Origin of the sequence: Sphaerochaeta sp. (assembly GCF_050256055.1) — a bacterium.
Lineage (GTDB): Bacteria > Spirochaetota > Spirochaetia > Sphaerochaetales > Sphaerochaetaceae > Sphaerochaeta.
Map to the genome: position 1 here is coordinate 57,354 of NZ_JBFWIJ010000008.1, position 18,738 is coordinate 76,091.

The window sequence follows — 18,738 nt, forward strand, 5'->3', positions numbered from 1 at the left end:
GCTTGTAAGGGTTCAGCAGAGTGTGTAGACTGAGGTGCATGAGTACCTTATATATGGTGGCCACCCCCATCGGGAATCTGGATGACATCACCTACCGGGCAGTACAAACGCTGCAGACGGTCGAGGTGATCGCCTGTGAAGACACGCGGCATACCCAATTGCTGCTTTCCCATTACAACATTTCCAAACGCCTGATCGCCTGTCATGCCCATAATGAGATCAATTCCGCCCAAGGCATCGTCGCCCTGCTTTCCGACGGGAAGGATGTTGCATTTGTCTCAGATGCCGGTACACCGGGTATCAGCGATCCCGGTTCACGAGTGGTGAGCGCCGTACGCAATGCGGGCTTTCCCATCGTACCCATTCCCGGGCCTTCCGCCCTTGCCACCCTGGTCAGCGTTGCCGGCTTTGTGGGGAAGACTTTCACCTTCGAGGGATTTCTCAGTCCGAGGAAGGGAAGGAGAACCAAGCGTCTAGAGGCCCTGCTGGCCCGCGATGAGGCTTTCATCATCTATGAATCCCCCTTCAGGATCATAAAGACACTGCAGGAAATCGGGGCGCTCGATGAAAAACGCACCGTGGTGGTCGGCCGGGAGATGACGAAGAAGTTTGAGGAGTTTCTGCAAGGGACTGCACGATCGGTAGCCGGACAATTGTCCGATCGACCTGCGGTCAAAGGGGAATTCGCCGTACTGGTAGCCCCCTCGGAGGCAGCGCAAGACGATGATAACGATAGCGAAGCTGAATAGCCTGAAGGACCGCACCTGCGTACGTAAGACTGCGCTTCTGTTCCACCAATCGGCGAATCTTGCCCTGCAGGGGAACGAGGACCGGACCTATATCCAGGCGCTGACCGGCCTGTTCTCCAACTCCCAATTCACCACAGTGCTTGATGGGCCGACGCATACGCGTTTGTTGCAATTGGCTTCTGCTTTACCTGGGAAGACAGGGAGGGAGCTTGCCCTGCTGTGTGACGACATCCACTATCTTCTGCTGGGTGCCTTGGGCAGCGATCCCTCCGATTGGGATTTTGTGGATGCGCAAGGACAGTTGGATCCTTCCAAGCGGCGGGTGTTGGATCATATCCTGGTGCTTGACCGGCTTCGTTCCCCCTACAACGTAGGTTCGATTTTCCGCAGTGCGGATTCCTTCGGGGTGAAAAAGATCTATCTGGTGGAAGGGAGTGCAAACGTCGAACATCCACGGACGGATCGGACAAGCAGAGGATGCACCCATACCGTGGATTATGAGATTCTCGCAGAGGATGCCTTGGTGCAGGCGCTTTCGGCACTCAACCTGCCGATTTTCGCCTTGGAGACCGGGGGAACGAACCTTCAGGGCTTTGCCTTTCCCCAAAAAGGCGTAGGCATCATCGGAGGTGAGGAGCTGGGCGTCAGCCCGCAGCTGCTCAACCTGTGCGATGCATCCCTTGGACGGGTTACGATCGAGCAAGGGGGAACCAAAGGTTCCCTGAATGTGGCCGTTGCCGCTGGAATCATGATGCATGGATGGTATCAGGCATGAGAATTTTTTCTTCCACTTCCCTGGATGCTGAACAGAATTATCAGCGTATGACCGAGCAACCGGTCAAATCATTGGTGTTGCAATTGGCCACCCCGACGATCATCAGTATGCTCATCACCACGTTTTACAATATGACCGATACGATTTTCGTCAGTCGGTTGGGAACCGAGAGCAGTGCGGCAGTGGGAATCGTATACTCGATCATGAGCATCATTCAATCCATCGGGGTCACCTTGGGCCAAGGTTCGGCGAACACCGTCTCCCGGTTGCTCGGCGCAAAGCAGCGCAAGGAAGCGGACCAGGTTTTCAGCACGGCATTCTTCACCTCGATCGCCTTGGCCTTGCTTTTCTCTGTCTTGGGACTTTCTTTCACCCGCGGCTTCGTCCGGTTTCTCGGCTCTACACCCACCATTGAGCCCTATGCCGTCCGGTATGCGTCGGTCATCCTCATCGGTGCTCCCTGGATGGCGGTCAGCTATACCATGAACAATAACCTGCGCTCGGAAGGCAAGGCGTTTCTGGGAATGATCGGAATGAGTACGGGAGCAATCCTGAATGTCATCCTTGATCCGATTTTCATTTTCGCACTGCACATGGGAATCCAAGGAGCCGCGCTTGCCACCGTGCTCAGCCAGGGTGTCAGTTTTGCCATCCTGATTTCCCATTTTTTGCGCAAACGGAGCAATCTCACGCTTGGCTTCAGATATATCCGGCTGAAGTGGTGGATCTACCGCAGTATTCTGGTGGTGGGTGCTCCTTCCTTGTTCAGGACTTTGCTGCATACTGTATCGGCCATCTGCCTGAACGTGTTCTCAGCCCCCTTCGGGGATGAGGCCATTGCCGCCATGTCCATCACCACCCGCGTGATGCAATTCCTCAACTCCGCCTTGATCGGTTTCGGGCAGGGCCTGCAACCGGTGGCCGGTTTCAGCTGGGGCGCCAAACGCTATGATCGTCTGGTGGAAGCCTTCAAATTCTGTGTTCGTACCGGAGTGTTTGCATTCACGCTCATCGGGGCGGTGTGCTTCGTCGGAGCCAAGTACATCATGCTGCTGTTCCTCTCCGATCCTGTGGTGGTTGCCATCGGTACGGTTGCGATCCGCTACCAATGCATCCTCATGCCCCTCTCAGCGTACAATACGCTCAGCGGTATGGTTTTCCAGAGCACCGGTCACGGGACGAGCAGTTCCATCCTTGCCTTGGCAAGGCAGGGGTTCTTCTTTGTACCGGTAGTATCGCTTTTGCCCCTGTTCATCGGACTGCAAGGCGTACAGCTTGCCCAACCGATCGCAGACATTGCAACCTTCATACTCTCCCTGGCGTATATCCTGCCTTTCCTCAAAAAGCTCAGGACCTTATCCTCGATTGGATAGAACTGCCTGGTACATGCGCTTCAACCGGTCCTCGATTTCAAAATTGAAATTCCCCGCACTCCAATTGCCCTTGGCATTGCGGATGCCGATGGGACGACCGGTAAGCAACTGCATTCCCTCATCGATATTGCTGATCGGATAAATGGAGAACTGTTTTTCCTTGATTGCGTTCAGTACCTCATAGGGAAGAATAAGATTCCGTACATTCTGGATGGGGATGATCACCCCTTGTCGACCGGTCAGTCCGGTAGCCTGACAGGTACGGAAGAACCCCTCGATCTTTTCGTTGATGCCACCAACCGGTTGGATCAAGCCCATCTGGTTCACCGATCCGGTGACGGCGATGTCCTGACGGATGGGAAGATCTCCGATGGCCGAGAGCAGGGCGTACAGTTCACTGGAGGAAGCACTGTCCCCGTCGACCTCGGCATAAGATTGTTCGAAGGCGATGCCTGCATAGATGGAAAGTGGGAAGGATCGGGCATAATGCTTACGCAGGTATCCTTCCAGGATGAGCAGTCCTTTGTCGTGGATTTCTCCACTCAATCCCGCTTCATGCTCGATGTTGACGATTCCTTCGTTTCCGGGGGCTACCGTACAGGAGATGACGGTAGGGGTGCCGAAGGACGCGCTTCCCCGATCCATGACTGCCAGTCCGTTGACCACCCCGATCTTGGTCCCGGAAAGGCTGATGATCATTTCACCGTTGATGATTTCCTCATTGATCTTGCTTTCGCTGATGCCGTTGGCATAGGAGCGTTCATCGTTGACTTTAAGGATCAACTGGTCATCTATCTGGTCCTTTCCCGTCTGACGGGCCCACCAATCAGCTTCCTCCAGCAGATCGTATAGTGCGGAAAACTGGGTTGAGAGATGACTGCGTGACTCCACATACCAACAACTGTAGCGAAGCAACTGGGAGAATGCGCTCTCAGCGATGGGCAGCAACCGGTGCCACTTGGCGTATGTATCCAGATTGGTGATGCTTTGGGCTATGGTTTGTGGGTTCAACGGCATGGAATAATCGAATTGAGAACTTATCTTGAACAGGGTGAGAAAGCGTTCATCCCCCTCAGCAAGGGTGTCGAACGTATCCTCGGTCCCAATGAGAATGACTTTAACCGGAAGATTGACCATCTGGGGACGGACTACGCTGTTACGCAACTCCCCCTTCACTCCGACTCCTCCCTCCAATGCCAAGGCATGGGCATCGAGATAGCGTTTAAGTGCGTCGTACAGTCCCGATTCACTGAGCAATTCCTCAGCATCAATGATGATGAAACCTCCGGATGCTTCCAGAAGCGAACCTGCGTGCATCGCGAGATGGGGGATTTTCTCGTTCGGGTCGACCGATCCGAAAAGATTGGAGAACGAAGGGTGGGATTCGATGACCAACGGACGCTCGGTGCTTCGTGCGTGGTTGACCAGCAGATTGACCCGGTATTTGGTAGCGATTGGATCGGCCTTGATCGCCTTCTCATCCAAATGCTGGAGATGAGTCGCCTGTCTTGCAAGGTCGGCTTTCAAATGGTTGAAATATTCTCTGACCGGAAAGGCTTGGAATTGCGCCTCAAGCTCGCTTACAAGGGCAAGAGAACGGGGGAGGAAGTCCTTTTTCTCGAACGCCAGAGCCAGGATCTCCTGATTGAATTGCTGGCAGGCATCACAGAAGATCTCACCTTGTCCTGCGGGGAACACCAATGCCTTGGGGCTGTCTGGCTGGGGAAAATTGCAGACGTATACGACGTCCCGGAGCAGTGTGGTGTCACTTCGCAGTTGTTGGATGCAATATTTGACCGCTTCATGCCGTCCACTGCCGCTGTCGCCGCTGACAAAGATGTTGTATCCACTTTTTTGCAGGGAAAGTCCGAGGGTAAGGGATCTGAGGGCACGAGGTTGGCCGACGATGCGTTCACTGCTTCCAAGCGTTCTGCCAGCCTGGATTGTCTGCAGATCGAAATCGAAGGATGCTTCTTCGTAAGTAAGAGGGCGGACCCTCGTCGTTGCTTCTTGCATGCTCGAACTATAGGTGGTGGAACAAAAGGTGTCAACTCTTTATACTGCACCTATGAAACGCTCGGAATTAGTCACCTATCTTGATACCTATTTGCAAGTTGCATCCTTCATAGGAATCGACCGTTCCCTCAACGGTTTGGTCGTAGGCGGCCGGGACCGCGCAATAGGCAGGGTTGCCTTTGCCGTCGATGCCTGTCTGTCCACCTTCCAGAAAGCCCTGGAATGGGAAGCTGATCTTTTGGTGGTGCACCACGGATTGTTCTGGGGGTCCCCGCTTTCGGTCACCGATGCCCATTATCAGCGTCTGCGCACCCTGATCGAAGGGAATCTGGATCTGTATGTTGCGCATCTTCCCCTTGATGCCCATCCTGAGGTGGGCAACAATGCGGTCATGGCGAAACGACTGGGCCTTGCAGAGGTACGTCCGTTCGCCCCGTACAAAGGGGTATCGCTCGGGTATATGGGTACGCTTTCCCAAAAACGTGATCCAGCATGGGTATGTTCGACCCTCGGTTTCGACCATCCAACGATGCTCCCATTCGGCAAGGCACAGCTGCAAACGATCGGGATTGTCAGTGGAGGGGCGAGCGATGATGTCCATGCGGCTTTGGCGGAAGGTTTGGATTGTTTCATCACCGGAGAGGTTGAGCACCAGATCTACCACGATGCATTGGAAGCGGGAATCACGGTGATCGGGGGAGGACATTACCAGAGCGAGGTGTTCGGTGTACAGGCGCTTGGTGAACACCTGCAACAAACCTTTGGTCTTTCCACCCACTTTGTTGCCAACCCAACCGGGTTATAGTATAGTCACCACTATGGCACCAAAACAACACAGTCGATATCTGCCCTTGCTGCTTACGGTTTTCATTCTCTTGCTCGACCAGCTTTCCAAAGCTTGGATCGTCGCCCATATTGCAGAGAATACGGTGGGGTATCGGTTCCTTGGTGATTTTCTGGCCATCGTGCATGTACGCAACACGGCCATCGCTTTCAGTATGGGCGATTCGTTGCCGTTGATGGTAAAGTTCCTTTTCTTCATCCTGGTGCCCCTTGCTTTGGTGGTTGCCGTCTGCATTGTCTACGGTTCGAGGAAGTTTACGCTTTCATCCTTCCATCGTTGGGTGCTTGCCTTGTTCCTCGGCGGGGGGATCGGAAATTTGATCGACCGTATGTTCCGCGATTTCCGGGTGGTCGACTTCATCAGCGTAAAGGTCTACGGTTTCCTCGGATTCGAGCGTTGGCCGACTTGGAATGTAGCCGATGCCTCCTTGGTGGTCAGCGGCATCCTGCTTGCGCTCAGTCTTCTGTTCGAACAACCCAAAAAGGAAGGTGATGATGTCTAAGAAAACAAATACCCTTTGGTTCATGTTGGCGGCGACGGTGGTGAACATCCTGCTGATGATGATTCTGTTCATCATTTGCTTCGTGCTGATCACTCGCTTTGTCGATCCCAACAGCTCCTTGATACCGCTTTGGTTGGGTTTGACCTTCCTGGTAAGTATCGGAGGCAGTTTCTTTGTGTATTCCAGGATCATCAAATGGATGAATGCCAAGTACAAACTTGAAGACAAGCTTGACCCGTTGTTCAATCCCAAAAGACGGCCTCCCCGCCGCAAGGAGTAGCGGTCATGGACTTGCCGCTCGCCACCTTCTCCAAGATTTCCTGGTATCCGTTCAGCGATGAGCCGGTCATTCGCAGTCTCTGGTATATGCCGCGGCTTTGCGATCCGTTCTTTCTGTTCCCCGAGGAGAGTCCCGATGGCAAATGGCACCTGTTCGGCCATACTTGGGTGGGTATCGAGCATTTCATCAGCGAGAACGGCATCAGCTGGGAACCCAGGAAAATGATCGAATTGCGCGGCCATTCCCCATCCATATATCAGGAAGACGGCATCTACTATCTGGTATACGAGAAGCATAATGCCTCCCTTCCGGCATGGCGTAAAGGCAGATTGCGTAGGAAGGAGGAGGAAAAGATACAGTACAGTCGGTTCGAGATGCGTTCCTCGACCGATTTGATTCTGTTCAGTGAACCGAAGATCATTCTGGACAGCCGTCAGATTCCTTTTGCAAAGGATGGATTGAAGAAACCAAGGATTTCCCGACCCCAGATCATCAGGGATTCAGGTGGATACCGTCTCTATTTCGGGGCTTCTCATCTTGCGTTGCCCGACACCCATCAGAAAACCAGCCGATATTTCGCCTTGGCTCTTTCCAGCACGTTGGAAGGGCCGTATGCCCTGGCCAATGAAGGCGAATGCCTGCTCCAACCCAATGCTGACGATCCGTATCGCAACATGGCGGTCGGCAGCATCAAGGTGGTTCGTGCCCAGGACGGATTTGTCGGATTTGAGTGTGCAATGTATTGGGATAAGAAACTGGGGAGAACCAATTCGGTGCTCCTACAGTTGGAGAGTCAGGACGGGCTGGTTTTCAAGCCCTCCTACCGGGCCCCGCTGCTGACTGTTCCCGAGTCGGGATGGGCCAGCCGGTACATCGTGGGATGCGATCTCCATTACAAAAGCGAGGAAAGTTGCTGGTATTGCTATTTCAGCGCCAATGCAAAGGCAGGCATCCTACCGGTGCGCGAATCGATCGGGCTGTTGCTCGGCAAGGAGCCTTCCTTGCGCAAAGTCTTCATCTGAGATCTTCGCGAGGATTCCATTTTGTGCTTCCTTCCCATACAACCGTAGTACCACCGTCCGCTTCGGTTCGGATGATCTGATGCTCCAGCTGTGGATTTTTCGCTTCCAATGCGTTGGGATCGAGACTGAAGGTGTGTACCGTCAAATCATCACCAAGGAAGGTTTGGCGCTGGAAGGATAGATCAGCTATGACAACTTTGTAGCGGTTGCGGAATTCGGGGGGAAGACTCTCCAATGCCCAGTTCAAATAGGAAATATTGTTGACATGGTGATTTCGGTCGGTATCGAGATAGGCGATTGATGGTTTGTATGCAGATACATGAGTCAGTTCTCCTGTCTCAAGCACGCTGCGCTTGGGCAGATTCATGTCCAAATGATGGGCCTCGTCCTCCAAGGGGGGAAGTCCGATGCGCAGACTCATATCCAACGGCCGACAGGGCCTCGCGGTATCGAGGTCAAGGATCGCCCAGTGGGTTTTGGCGACGAACAGGGGATTGCCTTGTCCATCATATCCCTTCACGGCTCGGGGCAGATGCAGGCGGATCGGTTGTTGTGCCCAAGTCTCTACGGTGATGGGCTCAGGCCATTGCGTGTAGCGGAATACCTCCATATGGCTGCGGGTGATCACCCAGGTCTTTCCTTCCTTGTGCATGGCTGGAATCGAACAACCTCGTTGGGCGGCGTGCATACCAGCGACTTCCTGGACTATTTGGAAGTAGAAAGCCAGGCGTGCTTCGGCAAAGCAATCGGTCTCATAGCTGTAGGTGGTGAAGGCGCTGTGCGCCACGTTGCCGTCATCGATCATTGCCGTTTCCCTGGACATCCGTTTCTCCTGTTTCCTTGGTGTTGCGGTAGAAGCGCAAGGTGCTTCTTCCATATTTGCGCTGGTCGTAACAAACCAGATTTCCGATCCGCTGTGGCCATTGGCCTTTTTCCTCACTGGGATAATGGATGATGAACAACCCGTTTTCGGTCAATAGGTGCTGCTTGTCGACCGACTCGGCCAGCCCCACTTTCCCGTGCATCGGGAAGGGTGGGTCGGCGTATACGATGTCATATTGGCATTTCGCCGTGGGGATGAAACGATGTACATCGGCCATGAATAGTTTGATCTCGCTTTCCACCATGCTGATGTTTGCCTGAATCGTAGCCTTTTTTCCCCGATCCTTCTCCACCAGATGCACCGGACTCGCTCCGCGGCTTGCGGCCTCGATGCCGACACATCCGCTGCCGGTGAACAGATCAAGCCAACTTTTTCCCTCGAGATTTCCCAGAATCGAGAACAAGGACTCTCGCATCATATCCATTGCAGGTCGAATGATTCCTGGAGGACAGGCGACCGTCCTTCCCCGATAGATGCCTCCGGTTATGCGCATAGTTCACACCTCATGGCTAGGATGATAGTTAATGGAGGAAGGTTGTGCAAGTTGCCGCTTCACCCTTCGCCGTGTTCCTCGTCGAAGGGAGGAGCTATGGCAAGCGTGGTGCGGATCGGTTCATGTTCCGCTTTGAGCAAACCAGGATCTTCAGAAAGTATTCGATCAGCCTCATCCCTGGCCAGCTCGATCAAAGGCAGGTCGTCAGAAAGGGATGCATAGGCCAGTTTCAGGTATCCCGACTGCTTGGTTCCTGCGATTTCTCCGGGGCCGCGGATCATGAGATCCTGTTCGGCGATAGAGAAGCCATCGTTCGATTCCTTCATGACCTTCAGTCGTTGTTTTGCTTCCTCGGTCAAAGCATCCCCGAAAACAAGAAAGCAGTAGGACTGCAAGGTGGATCGTCCCACCCGACCACGGAGCTGATGGAGGGCTGACAGCCCGAACCGGTCGGCATGTTCGATGACCATGCAGGTTGCATTGGGGATGTCGATGCCCACTTCCACCACGCTGGTCGACACCAGATAGGCAAGGGTCCCCGCCTGGTATTGCTTGAGGATCGACACTTTGGTCTCCTCATCCAATTTGCTGTGCATCAAGGCGGAAGGAACCGAAGGGTACTCGGTCTTGAGGAACTCGAACATGGTCTGTACATCCCTGAGTTCGCTCTCTCCGCTGTCATCAATACGGGGATAGACGAAGTAGGCCTGATGTCCTCGTTTGAACTCAACCCCAACCGCTTGGTACATCCGTTTTCTGCTCTGCTCATTCACCAGATGGGTGATGACGGGCTTGCGTCCGACCGGCATCGTCTTCAAGGTCGATACATTCAGATTTCCGAATACCGTCAGAGAAAGGGTGCGGGGAATCGGGGTGGCGGTCATCAAGAGCAGATCGGGGACCTGGGCTTTCCCCAGGAGGGCGAGCCGCTGCTCGACTCCGAACCGATGCTGTTCATCTATGATGACATACCGAAGATTTTTGAACACGACCTCAGCAGAGAAGAGTGCATGGGTGCCGATGACGATGTCCACTTCCCCTTGTCTGATTGCCTCCAGCAGCAGCTTTCGTTCCTTGTTCTTTACCGAACCGGTAAGGAATGCAAGGCGGATCCCCAATTCGGAAAGCAGGGCAAACCCCGACTCTGCATGTTGTCGGGCAAGTAGTTCCGTCGGTGCCATGAAAGCCGCCTGACCACCTTGGGAGAGTACATGCAGGGCACTGATCCAAGCCACCAAGGTCTTCCCGCTTCCCACATCACCTTGCAGCAGGCGGTTCATGGGGAGCTCACTATCCAGGTCCTGCCTGATCTCCTTCAGACTGGCCAGCTGGTCAGTCGTCAAACTGAACGGAAGGCGTTCGATGCATTTCAGTTCCAGCTTGGTCGGAATGCTTGGTCCTTTTGGTGCCAGACGTTGCGCCAGACCCTTGTGCCTGCGGGCGACCAATTGCAGATAGAATAATTCGCTGAAGGCCAAAGTCCTACGGGCATGTTGCAACTCTTCGATCGATTTGGGAAAGTGATAGGTCCTGATGGCCTGATCCGTGGACATCAAGTTCAGCCGCTCGTTCATCGAGGGTGTCAGCTCATCAGCAAATCGGTCGACCCCTGCGAGGATGGCTTGCATATTCGCCCTGATCAAGCGCTGGCTGAGTGATCCGCGCAGTGGATAGATCGGAAGGATTTTCCCGAATTGTTTGGGCCAATCCCCATCCTCAGTGGCGGGATACAGCTCGAATTGACTGCATTGCAGTTCCCCCCGGTGAGAGGTGACTGCACCATAGAGGTAGTAGATGCGTCCGATCTTGATGGTTTTTTCCAGAAAGTTGCGGCCGAAGCATAAGAGGCTCAACCGCCCTTCGCCTAAACCCGATACATCACGTACAAGAATTTTCAGGGTACGTTTCTTGCCGGTCTTCAAGCCGAAGTAGGAGTGGGAAAGTACCTGTACGAGGGTATTGGCCATTTGTCCATCGGAAAGATGGGAGAGCGGTTGAATCTGGCTGCGGTCCTCCCAGGTCCGGGGGGAGAGCAGCAACAGGTTACTGTAGGTTGCAATCCCCAGTTCTGCATAGGCCTCTTTTGCACTGGGGCCGACGCCGCTCAAGGCAGTGATGCTTGTCTGCAGGTTTCGCAGGTATTCCATGGCCTTAGAAGCTCAAGCCGGCGAAGAATCCCATCAAGAAACGCAGAAGCAAGGAGCTGAGAATGTACAACACGATGAAGAAAACCAAGCTGGTGATGACCAACTGACGGTCATTGATAGCCTTCTTGGGATAGAAGAGCCGCTGTACCCAGTTCATCACTGATCCGATCATGGAGTCAAGCATGGTGATGTACCCGATCGTCTGGGGACTTCGTTTGAAGCAAAAGAACAAACGGATGCCCAAAAGGATGATCAAGAACCAGAATATCGGGCTGATCAAATAGGACCACAAGGTTTGCAGGACCAAAGCGAAAACCATGCCGACAGTCAGTTTCCCATAGGAACCATATAAGCGGAGCATGGATTGCACGACCGACAGGACGCCAAGTGCCACCAAGGGGGTCAGATCGAAATGACTTCGTCTGAGGCTTTCGATTCCCTTGAACCAGGACAGATAGGGATCGACGATCTTGCCCAGATAGTAGGAAAGGGGATTCTCCTGCAACTGTCCGGGAATCCGTATCCACGTGAGGACGATCCTGAGCCAGATCAACAAGGAATAGAACGAGAGCAGACTGGCAGCGATCGAGGCGATGGTCATGAAAATGTTCGATCCAGCCGTTGCACTCGCTATCCCGCTTTGAGAGAAGGTTTGGTTCATGGTATTCCTCCATCTTTCAAGATATCGAAGTTTTTTCCGTTAGTCGAACCAAATTTGCAGGACTGCCGGATTTTCTTTCATTTCTGTTTCCAACTCATCGCAATAACGGGTGGAAAATTCCCTTCCACATTCCACGGTCATACCGGTTTCTTCGCCCTCTTGGGTGAAATGCAGCAATACCGTGCAACTCCCCCCCCAACTGAGGCAGGTATCCCGCAATTGGAAAATACGTTCGGTATTGCAGAACGATTTCTCCAGTTCTATGTGACATCGGCTTACGGCAATCGGTGCAAGCTGATTCGGATCTGTGAACACCTGTTCGATCAGATAGGAAATTTTGTCGTTGCCCCGGGAATTGTCGAATTTACCGACGAATCCGTAAATGCCGTCGACATGCAGTATGTCACGGTATTGGTCGAAGATTTTGGGGAATAGTGTTGCATCGAAGGTGGCATTCCGGTCGGTGAGCTGCAAAAAGCCCATCATCGTGCCCTTTTGGGTGGTAAAAGGCCTGATTGAGCTGATCATGGCGATGATGTTCGTCGGTCGGGAAAACGGGACTTTATCCAGGAATGCTGTATTGACCGTTACCCGTTGGGCGATGGCTTGGGCGAAGGCATCCAAGGGATGTCCGGAAATATAAAAGCCGAGAAGACCTTTCTCCATCTCCAGTTTCTCAGGCAATTTCCAGTCGTCGACCGGACGCAGGGAAAAGGTCTCCATCGCTGCTTCGGTTTCTTCGTCGAACAGGGAGATCTGGCCGAAAGCGGTGGCTTCCTTCCGTTTCTGAACGTAGGCAATGGCATCGCCGAGGTTTTCCAGCAGCGTGGGTCGGTTGGTTCCCAAACTGTCGAAGGCACCGGCCTTGATCAAGGACTCCAGTAGCTTGGTATTCATTGCCTTTGCATCCAGGCGGGTGAGGAAGTCAAGCAGGTCCTTGAAGGGGCCCCTCTCCTCCCGTTCCTGTACCAGCAGCTCGACCACGCCTTCCCCGACATTCTTGATACCGGCAAGACCATAGACGATTTTCCCGTCGACGACCGAAAAATGCTTGTCCGAGTAGTTGACCGAAGGAGGAAGGATTTCGAGTCCTTGGTCCTTGGCAACCTGCAGGTATTCACTGAACTTGTCCGGGCTGCCCATTTCATTGGTTAGGTTCGCAGCCCAGAATTCCGCCGGATAGTTGGCCTTCAAGAAAGCTGTCTGGTAGGCGACAACCGAATAAGCGACGGCATGGCTCTTGTTGAATCCGTAACCGGCGAACGGCTCGAGCATTTCGAAGATTTCGATGGCGTGCTGTTCACTGCGTCCCAATGCCTTCGCTCCGGCGACGAACTTTACCTTCTCCTTTTCCAGGGCGGCAACCTTTTTTTTACCCATGATGCGTCTGAGGATGTCTGCGCTGCCCAGCGAGTATCCTGCGATGATCTGGGCCACCTTCATGACCTGTTCCTGATACACGATGACCCCATAGGTGGTCTTCAGTTCCTCTTCCAGCTCGGGATTTGCGTAGGTGATGGGCTGTTTACCGAGCTTGCAGTTGATGAACTGGGGGATGTATGCCATCGGGCCGGGACGATAGAGTGCATTCAAGGCGACCAGATCCTCGATATTGGAAGGTTTTGCTTCCTTGAGGATGTTCTGCATTCCCTGGCTTTCAAACTGGAACACGGCGGTGCTGTCCCCTTTGCACAGCATGGCAAAGGTTTTGGGATCCTGTTCGTCGATGGCGTTGATGGTGAAGGATGGGTCTTTCTTGTGGATCAGATCCTCGGTGTGCTTGATCAGCGTCAGTGTCTTCAGTCCCAGGAAGTCCATCTTGACCAAACCGCATTCCTCGATGAGGTCCATTGTATATTGGGTGGAAATGGCTCCGGTCTTTGCATCACGATACAGCGGAACGTAGTTGATCAACTGTTCCTTGCCGATGACTACGCCTGCGGCATGGGTGGAGGTGTGTCGGTTCAGCCCTTCCAGGCGTCGTGCAGCATCGAAGAGTTCGGCGTAAATGCCGCCTTTGGCTTCCAATTCCCCGAGTTCGCTGTTCTGTTCAAATGCCTTGGACAGAGTCATCTTGGGATCATCAGGAATGAGTTTGCAGATGGCATTCGATTCGTCGAAGGGGATGTCCAACACCCGTGCCACGTCCTTGACCACCGCTTTTGCCTTCAAGGTCCCGAAGGTGGCGATCTGGGCGACCCGTTCAGTCCCGTAATGTTCGGTCACGTAATTGATGACTTCCTGCCTGCGTTCGAAGCAGAAGTCGATGTCAAAGTCGGGCATGCTGACCCGTTCTGGGTTGAGAAAGCGTTCGAAGAGCAGATTGAACTTGATCGGATCGACATCGGTGATCTGGATGGCATAGGCAACCAGGGAACCTGCTCCCGAGCCGCGGCCGGGACCTACGGGGATGCCATGTTCCTTCGCCCAACGGATGTAATCCATGACGATGAGGAAGTATCCTTCGAACTTCATCTTGATGATGGTGTCCAATTCGTAGTCCAGTCGCTTCTGCAGCGCCTCGGTAACCTGGGGATACCGTTGTTTGAGGCCTTCATTGGAGAGATGGCGCAGATAATCCGCTGTATCGGAAAACGCCTCGGGAACGGCGAAATCGGGGAGCAGGGGACCGGGGAAATTGATCTCGAGGTGGCATCGCTCGGCGATTTTGCGTGTATTTCCCACTGCCTCGGGACACCAGCTGAAGAGTTCCTGCATCTGCTCTTCGCTCTTCATGTAGAACTCTTGGTTGGGGAAGCGCATTCGATCTGGATCGTTCTTCTTTGCGTTGGTTCCCACACACAGCAGGAGGTCCTGGGCATTGGCATCGCTCTGCTCGATGTAGTGGATGTCGTTGGTGCAGACCAATGGGATGCCCGTTTCCTCACTGATGCGCTTGAGCAGGGGGTTGGTCTTCTTCTGTTCGGCGAGATTGTGGTCCTGCATCTCCAAATAATACCGTCCGTCATCAAAAACCGAGGCGAACCACTGTGCACGCTGTTTTGCCAGGTCATATTGGTCGTTGAGCAGATGTTGGAGGATCTCGCCTCCAAGACAAGCAGACAGGCAGATCAATCCTTCATTATGGCTGACCAACAGCGCATCATCGATGCGTGGTTTGAAATAGAACCCTTGCGTATAGCTGATGGAGTTGAGTTCCATCAGATTGTGGTACCCAGTCTCATTCATTGCGAGCAAGATGAGGTGGTATTGGCTGGTGCGTCTGCCTCCTGAGGCCGGCCGCTCGGTATGGGAGGCAGGATTGCAGTAAAACTCGCAACCGATGATCGGATTGATCCCTGCATCCCTGGCCGCATTATAGAAGCGCAGGGCTCCGAACATATTGCCGTGATCGGTGATGGCAAGATGCTTCATCCCCAAGCGCTTTGCTTTCTCCATATAGCGGGGGATCGGAGCGGCTCCGTCGAGCAGGGAAAAATCGGTATGGTTGTGCAGATGGACGAAGGAACTCTGCATCTCGATGGTTTCGGGTTCGGACATGTATCTCGTACTCCACGTGCTCAGCTGGAGAGCGACTGGGCATTGAGTTCATGCAGGAAGGATTCAAAAATTCTTCTTCCCCGTTCAAGCTGCAGGTCGCTGATCGCTGAATGCATTTTGGTAAGTTCAGTTACCAGCTCATAAGAGAGCGTGTTGACCCGTTCTGGATGAATCGGGAGGGTCTGCCCCGACAGTTTCGACTCAAGGTCCTTGCTGATATGATAGGCCTTGCTGGGAAAGGTAATGCAGAATTGCACCTTGGTAAGGGTATTCTGCGCCCGTGTGGCTTGGAACGCAACTATAACACATTCCTCAGTTGTGCGGATAGGGTCTTCGACCATGATGAACTTCTGATAGTCACCGTAATCCAACCCGATGCGGATGCGGGTAAGCAGCGCCTTTTGGGCTCCCAGGAGCAACTTGCCGTCCTTGTCATACAGTTTGGCTATGGGTATCCAATGGGTTGATATCTTTCCATTCTGATAGTATTTCACTTCCGCCATCGCATCCAATACGGCTAGGGTGGTGGAGAGGGGAAGGCGGACATCCGGGACACAGAGCGAACCGCCGATGGTGACCTGGCGGCGAACGATCCGGGATGCCAAGGTCTTCAGGGTTTCCTGGAGGATTGGGGGAAGCACAAGCCGACCGGCGTACAGCAGCTGGCTGGCGGTGACCATGGCCCCGATTTCTACGAACCGGTCGTTTCGGGTGATTTTCTTTAGTTCATCCACCAATCCGAGGTCGATGATCCCATCTTTGACCTCGCTGGGATAATAGTCCTTCTGGCTCATCAGATAGGTACCACCCGCCCAGATCCTTGCCTGCGGGTAACGTGCGGCGATGGCCGCGAACTCCCCCAAGGTTTTGGGGGTATGAATGACCGGAGACCTAATTCCTTCGTACACGCTTGCGCCTCCTGTAGGTCAGGGCGATCTCAACGATCTGCAGAAGCTCGGACATGTCCATGCATTGGCAGGTATTCAGCGAAAGCTCTTGGATGAGATCCTTCTTGTCCAGTTTCTCCTCTTCCTCGCCGGGATTCTGCAAAGGCGGATTGTTCCGGCCCAGGAGCCTGACCCGGCTGTTGTTGGTTGATTCCTGCAGGATCGACTCGATGATCAAGGTCTTGGATGCATAACAGTTCGGGCACGGAGTATTGCCGGTAGCCTCATAAGCGCGTTCTATATCCCGATACTGCCGGGTTTTCTGATAGCTCTCGAAGGTCTTGATCACGGCATCCTTGAGCCTGAAGGCGGGAATGACGCAACTCAGCACCGCTTCGTCGTTGAGCAGTACGATGCAATTGCCGCAGGCTTTTCCCTTGCAATGGCTGATGATGGATTTGTTCCCCACATCCTCCATGAGGATCAAGGAGAGCGGTTTGTTGGAATTGACGGAGAGCGAAAGGGCCTTCCCGTCAATGGTGCATTCTATTTTCATGATTTGCCTCGCATGGCCCTCAGTAATGTTGCTCCGTCGACGGGAACCTTCGACGGGGAGGAGAGCATGGCTTGTTCGACCGCTGAAATGAAAGCTGCTGTAACCACTCCTTTCAGGGCGCTGGTGATGGAGGAGGAGATTTGCTCTCCGTCACCCTTGATGGTGATGACGATATCGAAATCACTGCGATGGGAAAGCAGAGCCCCCGCTTCCCGGAGTGTAGTGACGATGGTATGTCGGATTTTGCTCTTCAGACTCTGTTCGTCGAAGATCCGGGAAAGGGATACCGAGGCCCAGACAGAGCGTACCAACGGCTGAAGGGTGACCGAATCGACCTCCAGTTCCAAGGCGACCGCCACCCAGCTGTTACTGAAAAACAAGGAACCCTTGGTCCCCGGCTGTTTGGGAGAAAGGACGCTCTCACAAATCGGCAATGGTTGGACAAAGCGTTTTTCCTTGATCTGGTTGCATGCCCTGAGGATTTGGGTCGGCATTCTGCCGCTGTTGGCGGCCAAGACGGAAGGACCGCTGTCCAACATGTCCTTCTGTTCCTCGACAAAGGAAATATCGTTCTTGGAGACCCCCAGTTCCTCGCTGATGATCTGCTTCCAGATTTCAGCGCTGGAACCATTGTTGTAGAAGGAAGTGTTCACCTCGACCTTGTTGTTTGGATTGAGGGTGATCTGCACAGGCTGCTGGGGTAGAGAACGGCATTCGCTGGAGAATCCGCTGATGCCCGACCCGCAGGTAAGGGCGATGCCCCTGCTGTAATTGAAGAAAGTGGAGAGCTTTACCCGCATCTGCCGTTGCATCTCATAGGCCGCACTCTTGCGCTGGAAGTCGGAACTGTTGCTGACTTCGGTGATCATGTCCTTGAGTTTGGCGTATTTGTCCGATCGGATCACCTGACTGTGGCTGGGACTGTCAATGGCGAACTTCAACCTCCAGGAAAGCGGGTTGTACCCCGTGAGTTTGGCCAAATGGCAGTAATGGCTTTCCGTACTGCACAGTGCATCGCTGTAGCCGAGATCCCCGAAGAAATGGGCCGGTGCAGTGTTGCTGGTGGCGAAGACTATGGAGATGCTCAATGCTGTAAGGCTGTAGATCGGGACCAGCCCGGCGATGAGCTGGTTGGCCATTTCGTCGCTGAACATGGGTTCGCAGCCCTGGTTTACTTGCACCCGGATATCCTCGGCCTGCACCCTCCCATCGGCGAAGTACCAACTTTTTCGGGTGATCGAGAGCTCGGGCCGGTAACTTTCCACCTTGCACAGCAATTCAACCGGGCAATTGCCTTTGATGCAGGCGATGGATGCCAATGCGCAAAGCGAGGAAGGGGAGGTCAGCATTTCATCATGCGGAGCATAGAAGGGGAGGCGGTGGATGATGATCTTGCGTTTGGGGATCGCTGTGGTGTCGCTGACCGTTTCCCGAACATGGTTCGGCCATTGCGTCGGAGTATAGATGTGCAGAAGGTCCCCTTCCATCTCCACATTGATACGGGTGAGCGTGTTGCTCAGGTAGTCGCTTCCGGAGAACCGATACGTGCGTTCAATGCTGGAAAGATCCGCAGCTGCCGTAGCTTCATCGAGATTCCCGAAGCGATAGGTGTAGGGTGTGGTCTCTATCAGCGGCTGGATTTCAGCTTCTTGGCTGGGCAACTGGTAGGAGATGTTGATCTCCTTGCTCTTGAGCTGCACCGATTCGCTGTCATACCCGAAGAGGGCGAGGATCGGCTGCTGGTAATAGGAAATGGTTGAGGAGGTAAGCAGCGGCACCGAAGCGTCCAAGGTGCGTACCCGGTTGGTTCCCGGAATGTCCCGGGTGGTAACCAATACGAAATTGTTGTCGAATTCGGGCAGGGAAATCTCTTCAATCCTACCGGCATCGATTGAGGAGGTGATGACCATCCCGTGGAGCATCGTTACCTTGCTTGTCGATGGTTTTCTCTCTGCCATACCGATTCCTCTCTTGCCTATGAAAGATACCATGGACGGCAGGGAGAAGCAATGCAACCCTTGCTTGCAATTGGGGACGGTCACACCGTAC

General features: G+C 53.7%; 16 protein-coding genes. 7 read left to right on the forward strand and 9 right to left on the reverse strand.

Annotated elements, in window-relative coordinates; translation table 11 throughout:
- Positions 1-38: 38 nt before the first annotated feature.
- Genes rsmI through AB7C91_RS04920 form a run of 3 tightly spaced genes read left to right on the forward strand, consistent with a single transcriptional unit; the run spans position 39 to position 2,897 of the window.
- Complete coding sequence (gene rsmI, locus AB7C91_RS04910) at positions 39-749, forward strand: 16S rRNA (cytidine(1402)-2'-O)-methyltransferase (RefSeq protein ID WP_428589597.1); 711 nt, start codon at positions 39-41, stop codon at positions 747-749.
- Positions 724-1,524: a TrmH family RNA methyltransferase gene (locus tag AB7C91_RS04915; RefSeq protein WP_332446559.1), complete on the forward strand. Its 801-nt coding sequence runs from the start codon at positions 724-726 to the stop codon at positions 1,522-1,524. The genes rsmI and AB7C91_RS04915 overlap by 26 nt, the downstream gene beginning before the upstream one ends.
- Positions 1,521-2,897 carry an MATE family efflux transporter gene (locus tag AB7C91_RS04920; RefSeq protein ID WP_332446560.1) on the forward strand — a complete coding sequence of 459 codons (1,377 nt, stop codon included), beginning with the start codon at positions 1,521-1,523 and terminating at the stop codon, positions 2,895-2,897. The genes AB7C91_RS04915 and AB7C91_RS04920 overlap by 4 nt, the downstream gene beginning before the upstream one ends.
- Here AB7C91_RS04920 and AB7C91_RS04925 read toward each other — a convergent pair.
- A complete protein-coding gene (locus tag AB7C91_RS04925; protein WP_428589602.1) occupies positions 2,880-4,913 on the reverse strand; it encodes a Lon protease family protein in 2,034 nt (677 codons plus the stop codon). The genes AB7C91_RS04920 and AB7C91_RS04925 overlap by 18 nt on opposite strands.
- Positions 4,914-4,965: 52 nt before the next feature.
- On the opposite strand from AB7C91_RS04925, the gene AB7C91_RS04930 reads away from it, so the two are divergent.
- Genes AB7C91_RS04930 through AB7C91_RS04945 form a run of 4 tightly spaced genes read left to right on the forward strand, consistent with a single transcriptional unit; the run spans position 4,966 to position 7,561 of the window.
- On the forward strand, positions 4,966-5,718 hold the full coding sequence (locus AB7C91_RS04930; protein WP_332446562.1) for a Nif3-like dinuclear metal center hexameric protein: 753 nt from the start codon (positions 4,966-4,968) through the stop codon (positions 5,716-5,718).
- A gap of 13 nt (positions 5,719-5,731) precedes the next feature.
- Positions 5,732-6,259: a signal peptidase II gene (gene lspA, locus AB7C91_RS04935; RefSeq protein ID WP_332446563.1), complete on the forward strand. Its 528-nt coding sequence runs from the start codon at positions 5,732-5,734 to the stop codon at positions 6,257-6,259.
- Positions 6,252-6,539 carry a leader peptide processing enzyme gene (locus AB7C91_RS04940; RefSeq protein WP_332446564.1) on the forward strand — a complete coding sequence of 96 codons (288 nt, stop codon included), beginning with the start codon at positions 6,252-6,254 and terminating at the stop codon, positions 6,537-6,539. Before lspA ends, AB7C91_RS04940 begins: the two co-directional genes overlap by 8 nt.
- A 5-nt stretch (positions 6,540-6,544) precedes the next feature.
- Positions 6,545-7,561 (forward strand): hypothetical protein, encoded by a 1,017-nt coding sequence (locus AB7C91_RS04945; RefSeq protein ID WP_428589606.1) that lies wholly within the window; start codon positions 6,545-6,547, stop codon positions 7,559-7,561.
- On the opposite strand, the gene AB7C91_RS04950 is transcribed toward AB7C91_RS04945, so the two are convergent.
- From AB7C91_RS04950 to AB7C91_RS04985, 8 genes are read right to left on the reverse strand one after another with little or no spacing between them, the layout of a single operon-like run.
- On the reverse strand, positions 7,554-8,384 hold the full coding sequence (locus AB7C91_RS04950; protein ID WP_428589609.1) for an acyl-[acyl-carrier-protein] thioesterase: 831 nt from the start codon (positions 8,382-8,384) through the stop codon (positions 7,554-7,556). The two genes, AB7C91_RS04945 and AB7C91_RS04950, sit on opposite strands and share 8 nt — an antisense overlap.
- A complete protein-coding gene (gene rsmD, locus AB7C91_RS04955; protein ID WP_332446567.1) occupies positions 8,356-8,937 on the reverse strand; it encodes a 16S rRNA (guanine(966)-N(2))-methyltransferase RsmD in 582 nt (193 codons plus the stop codon). Before rsmD ends, AB7C91_RS04950 begins: the two co-directional genes overlap by 29 nt.
- 59 nt (positions 8,938-8,996) lie before the next feature.
- Positions 8,997-11,084, reverse strand: coding sequence for an ATP-dependent DNA helicase RecG (recG, locus tag AB7C91_RS04960; protein WP_428589613.1), 2,088 nt, complete (start codon positions 11,082-11,084; stop codon positions 8,997-8,999).
- 4 nt (positions 11,085-11,088) lie between these two features.
- Positions 11,089-11,745 (reverse strand): YggT family protein, encoded by a 657-nt coding sequence (locus AB7C91_RS04965; protein WP_332446569.1) that lies wholly within the window; start codon positions 11,743-11,745, stop codon positions 11,089-11,091.
- 39 nt (positions 11,746-11,784) lie between these two features.
- Complete coding sequence (dnaE, locus tag AB7C91_RS04970; RefSeq protein WP_332446570.1) at positions 11,785-15,246, reverse strand: DNA polymerase III subunit alpha; 3,462 nt, start codon at positions 15,244-15,246, stop codon at positions 11,785-11,787.
- A 20-nt stretch (positions 15,247-15,266) separates the two neighbouring features.
- Complete coding sequence (locus AB7C91_RS04975) at positions 15,267-16,154, reverse strand: FAD binding domain-containing protein (protein WP_428589617.1); 888 nt, start codon at positions 16,152-16,154, stop codon at positions 15,267-15,269.
- A complete protein-coding gene (locus AB7C91_RS04980) occupies positions 16,138-16,689 on the reverse strand; it encodes a 2Fe-2S iron-sulfur cluster-binding protein (RefSeq protein WP_332446572.1) in 552 nt (183 codons plus the stop codon). Before AB7C91_RS04980 ends, AB7C91_RS04975 begins: the two co-directional genes overlap by 17 nt.
- Positions 16,686-18,647: a molybdopterin cofactor-binding domain-containing protein gene (locus AB7C91_RS04985; protein WP_332446573.1), complete on the reverse strand. Its 1,962-nt coding sequence runs from the start codon at positions 18,645-18,647 to the stop codon at positions 16,686-16,688. The genes AB7C91_RS04980 and AB7C91_RS04985 overlap by 4 nt, the downstream gene beginning before the upstream one ends.
- Positions 18,648-18,738: the final 91 nt, after the last annotated feature.

Bases quoted from the DNA above. Each gene is read 5' to 3' on its own strand.
- AB7C91_RS04940 (WP_332446564.1), top strand. From the start codon at position 6,252: ATGTCTAAGAAAACAAATACCCTTTGGTTCATGTTGGCGGCGACGGTG.
- AB7C91_RS04930 (WP_332446562.1), top strand. From the start codon at position 4,966: ATGAAACGCTCGGAATTAGTCACCTATCTTGATACCTATTTGCAAGTT.
- recG (WP_428589613.1), bottom strand. From the start codon at position 11,084: ATGGAATACCTGCGAAACCTGCAGACAAGCATCACTGCCTTGAGCGGC.
- AB7C91_RS04965 (WP_332446569.1), bottom strand. From the start codon at position 11,745: ATGAACCAAACCTTCTCTCAAAGCGGGATAGCGAGTGCAACGGCTGGA.
- AB7C91_RS04925 (WP_428589602.1), bottom strand. From the start codon at position 4,913: ATGCAAGAAGCAACGACGAGGGTCCGCCCTCTTACTTACGAAGAAGCA.
- AB7C91_RS04980 (WP_332446572.1), bottom strand. From the start codon at position 16,689: ATGAAAATAGAATGCACCATTGACGGGAAGGCCCTTTCGCTCTCCGTC.
- dnaE (WP_332446570.1), bottom strand. From the start codon at position 15,246: ATGTCCGAACCCGAAACCATCGAGATGCAGAGTTCCTTCGTCCATCTG.
- AB7C91_RS04915 (WP_332446559.1), top strand. From the start codon at position 724: ATGATAACGATAGCGAAGCTGAATAGCCTGAAGGACCGCACCTGCGTA.
- AB7C91_RS04920 (WP_332446560.1), top strand. From the start codon at position 1,521: ATGAGAATTTTTTCTTCCACTTCCCTGGATGCTGAACAGAATTATCAG.
- rsmI (WP_428589597.1), top strand. From the start codon at position 39: ATGAGTACCTTATATATGGTGGCCACCCCCATCGGGAATCTGGATGAC.
- lspA (WP_332446563.1), top strand. From the start codon at position 5,732: ATGGCACCAAAACAACACAGTCGATATCTGCCCTTGCTGCTTACGGTT.
- rsmD (WP_332446567.1), bottom strand. From the start codon at position 8,937: ATGCGCATAACCGGAGGCATCTATCGGGGAAGGACGGTCGCCTGTCCT.
- AB7C91_RS04945 (WP_428589606.1), top strand. From the start codon at position 6,545: ATGGACTTGCCGCTCGCCACCTTCTCCAAGATTTCCTGGTATCCGTTC.
- AB7C91_RS04950 (WP_428589609.1), bottom strand. From the start codon at position 8,384: ATGTCCAGGGAAACGGCAATGATCGATGACGGCAACGTGGCGCACAGC.
- AB7C91_RS04985 (WP_332446573.1), bottom strand. From the start codon at position 18,647: ATGGCAGAGAGAAAACCATCGACAAGCAAGGTAACGATGCTCCACGGG.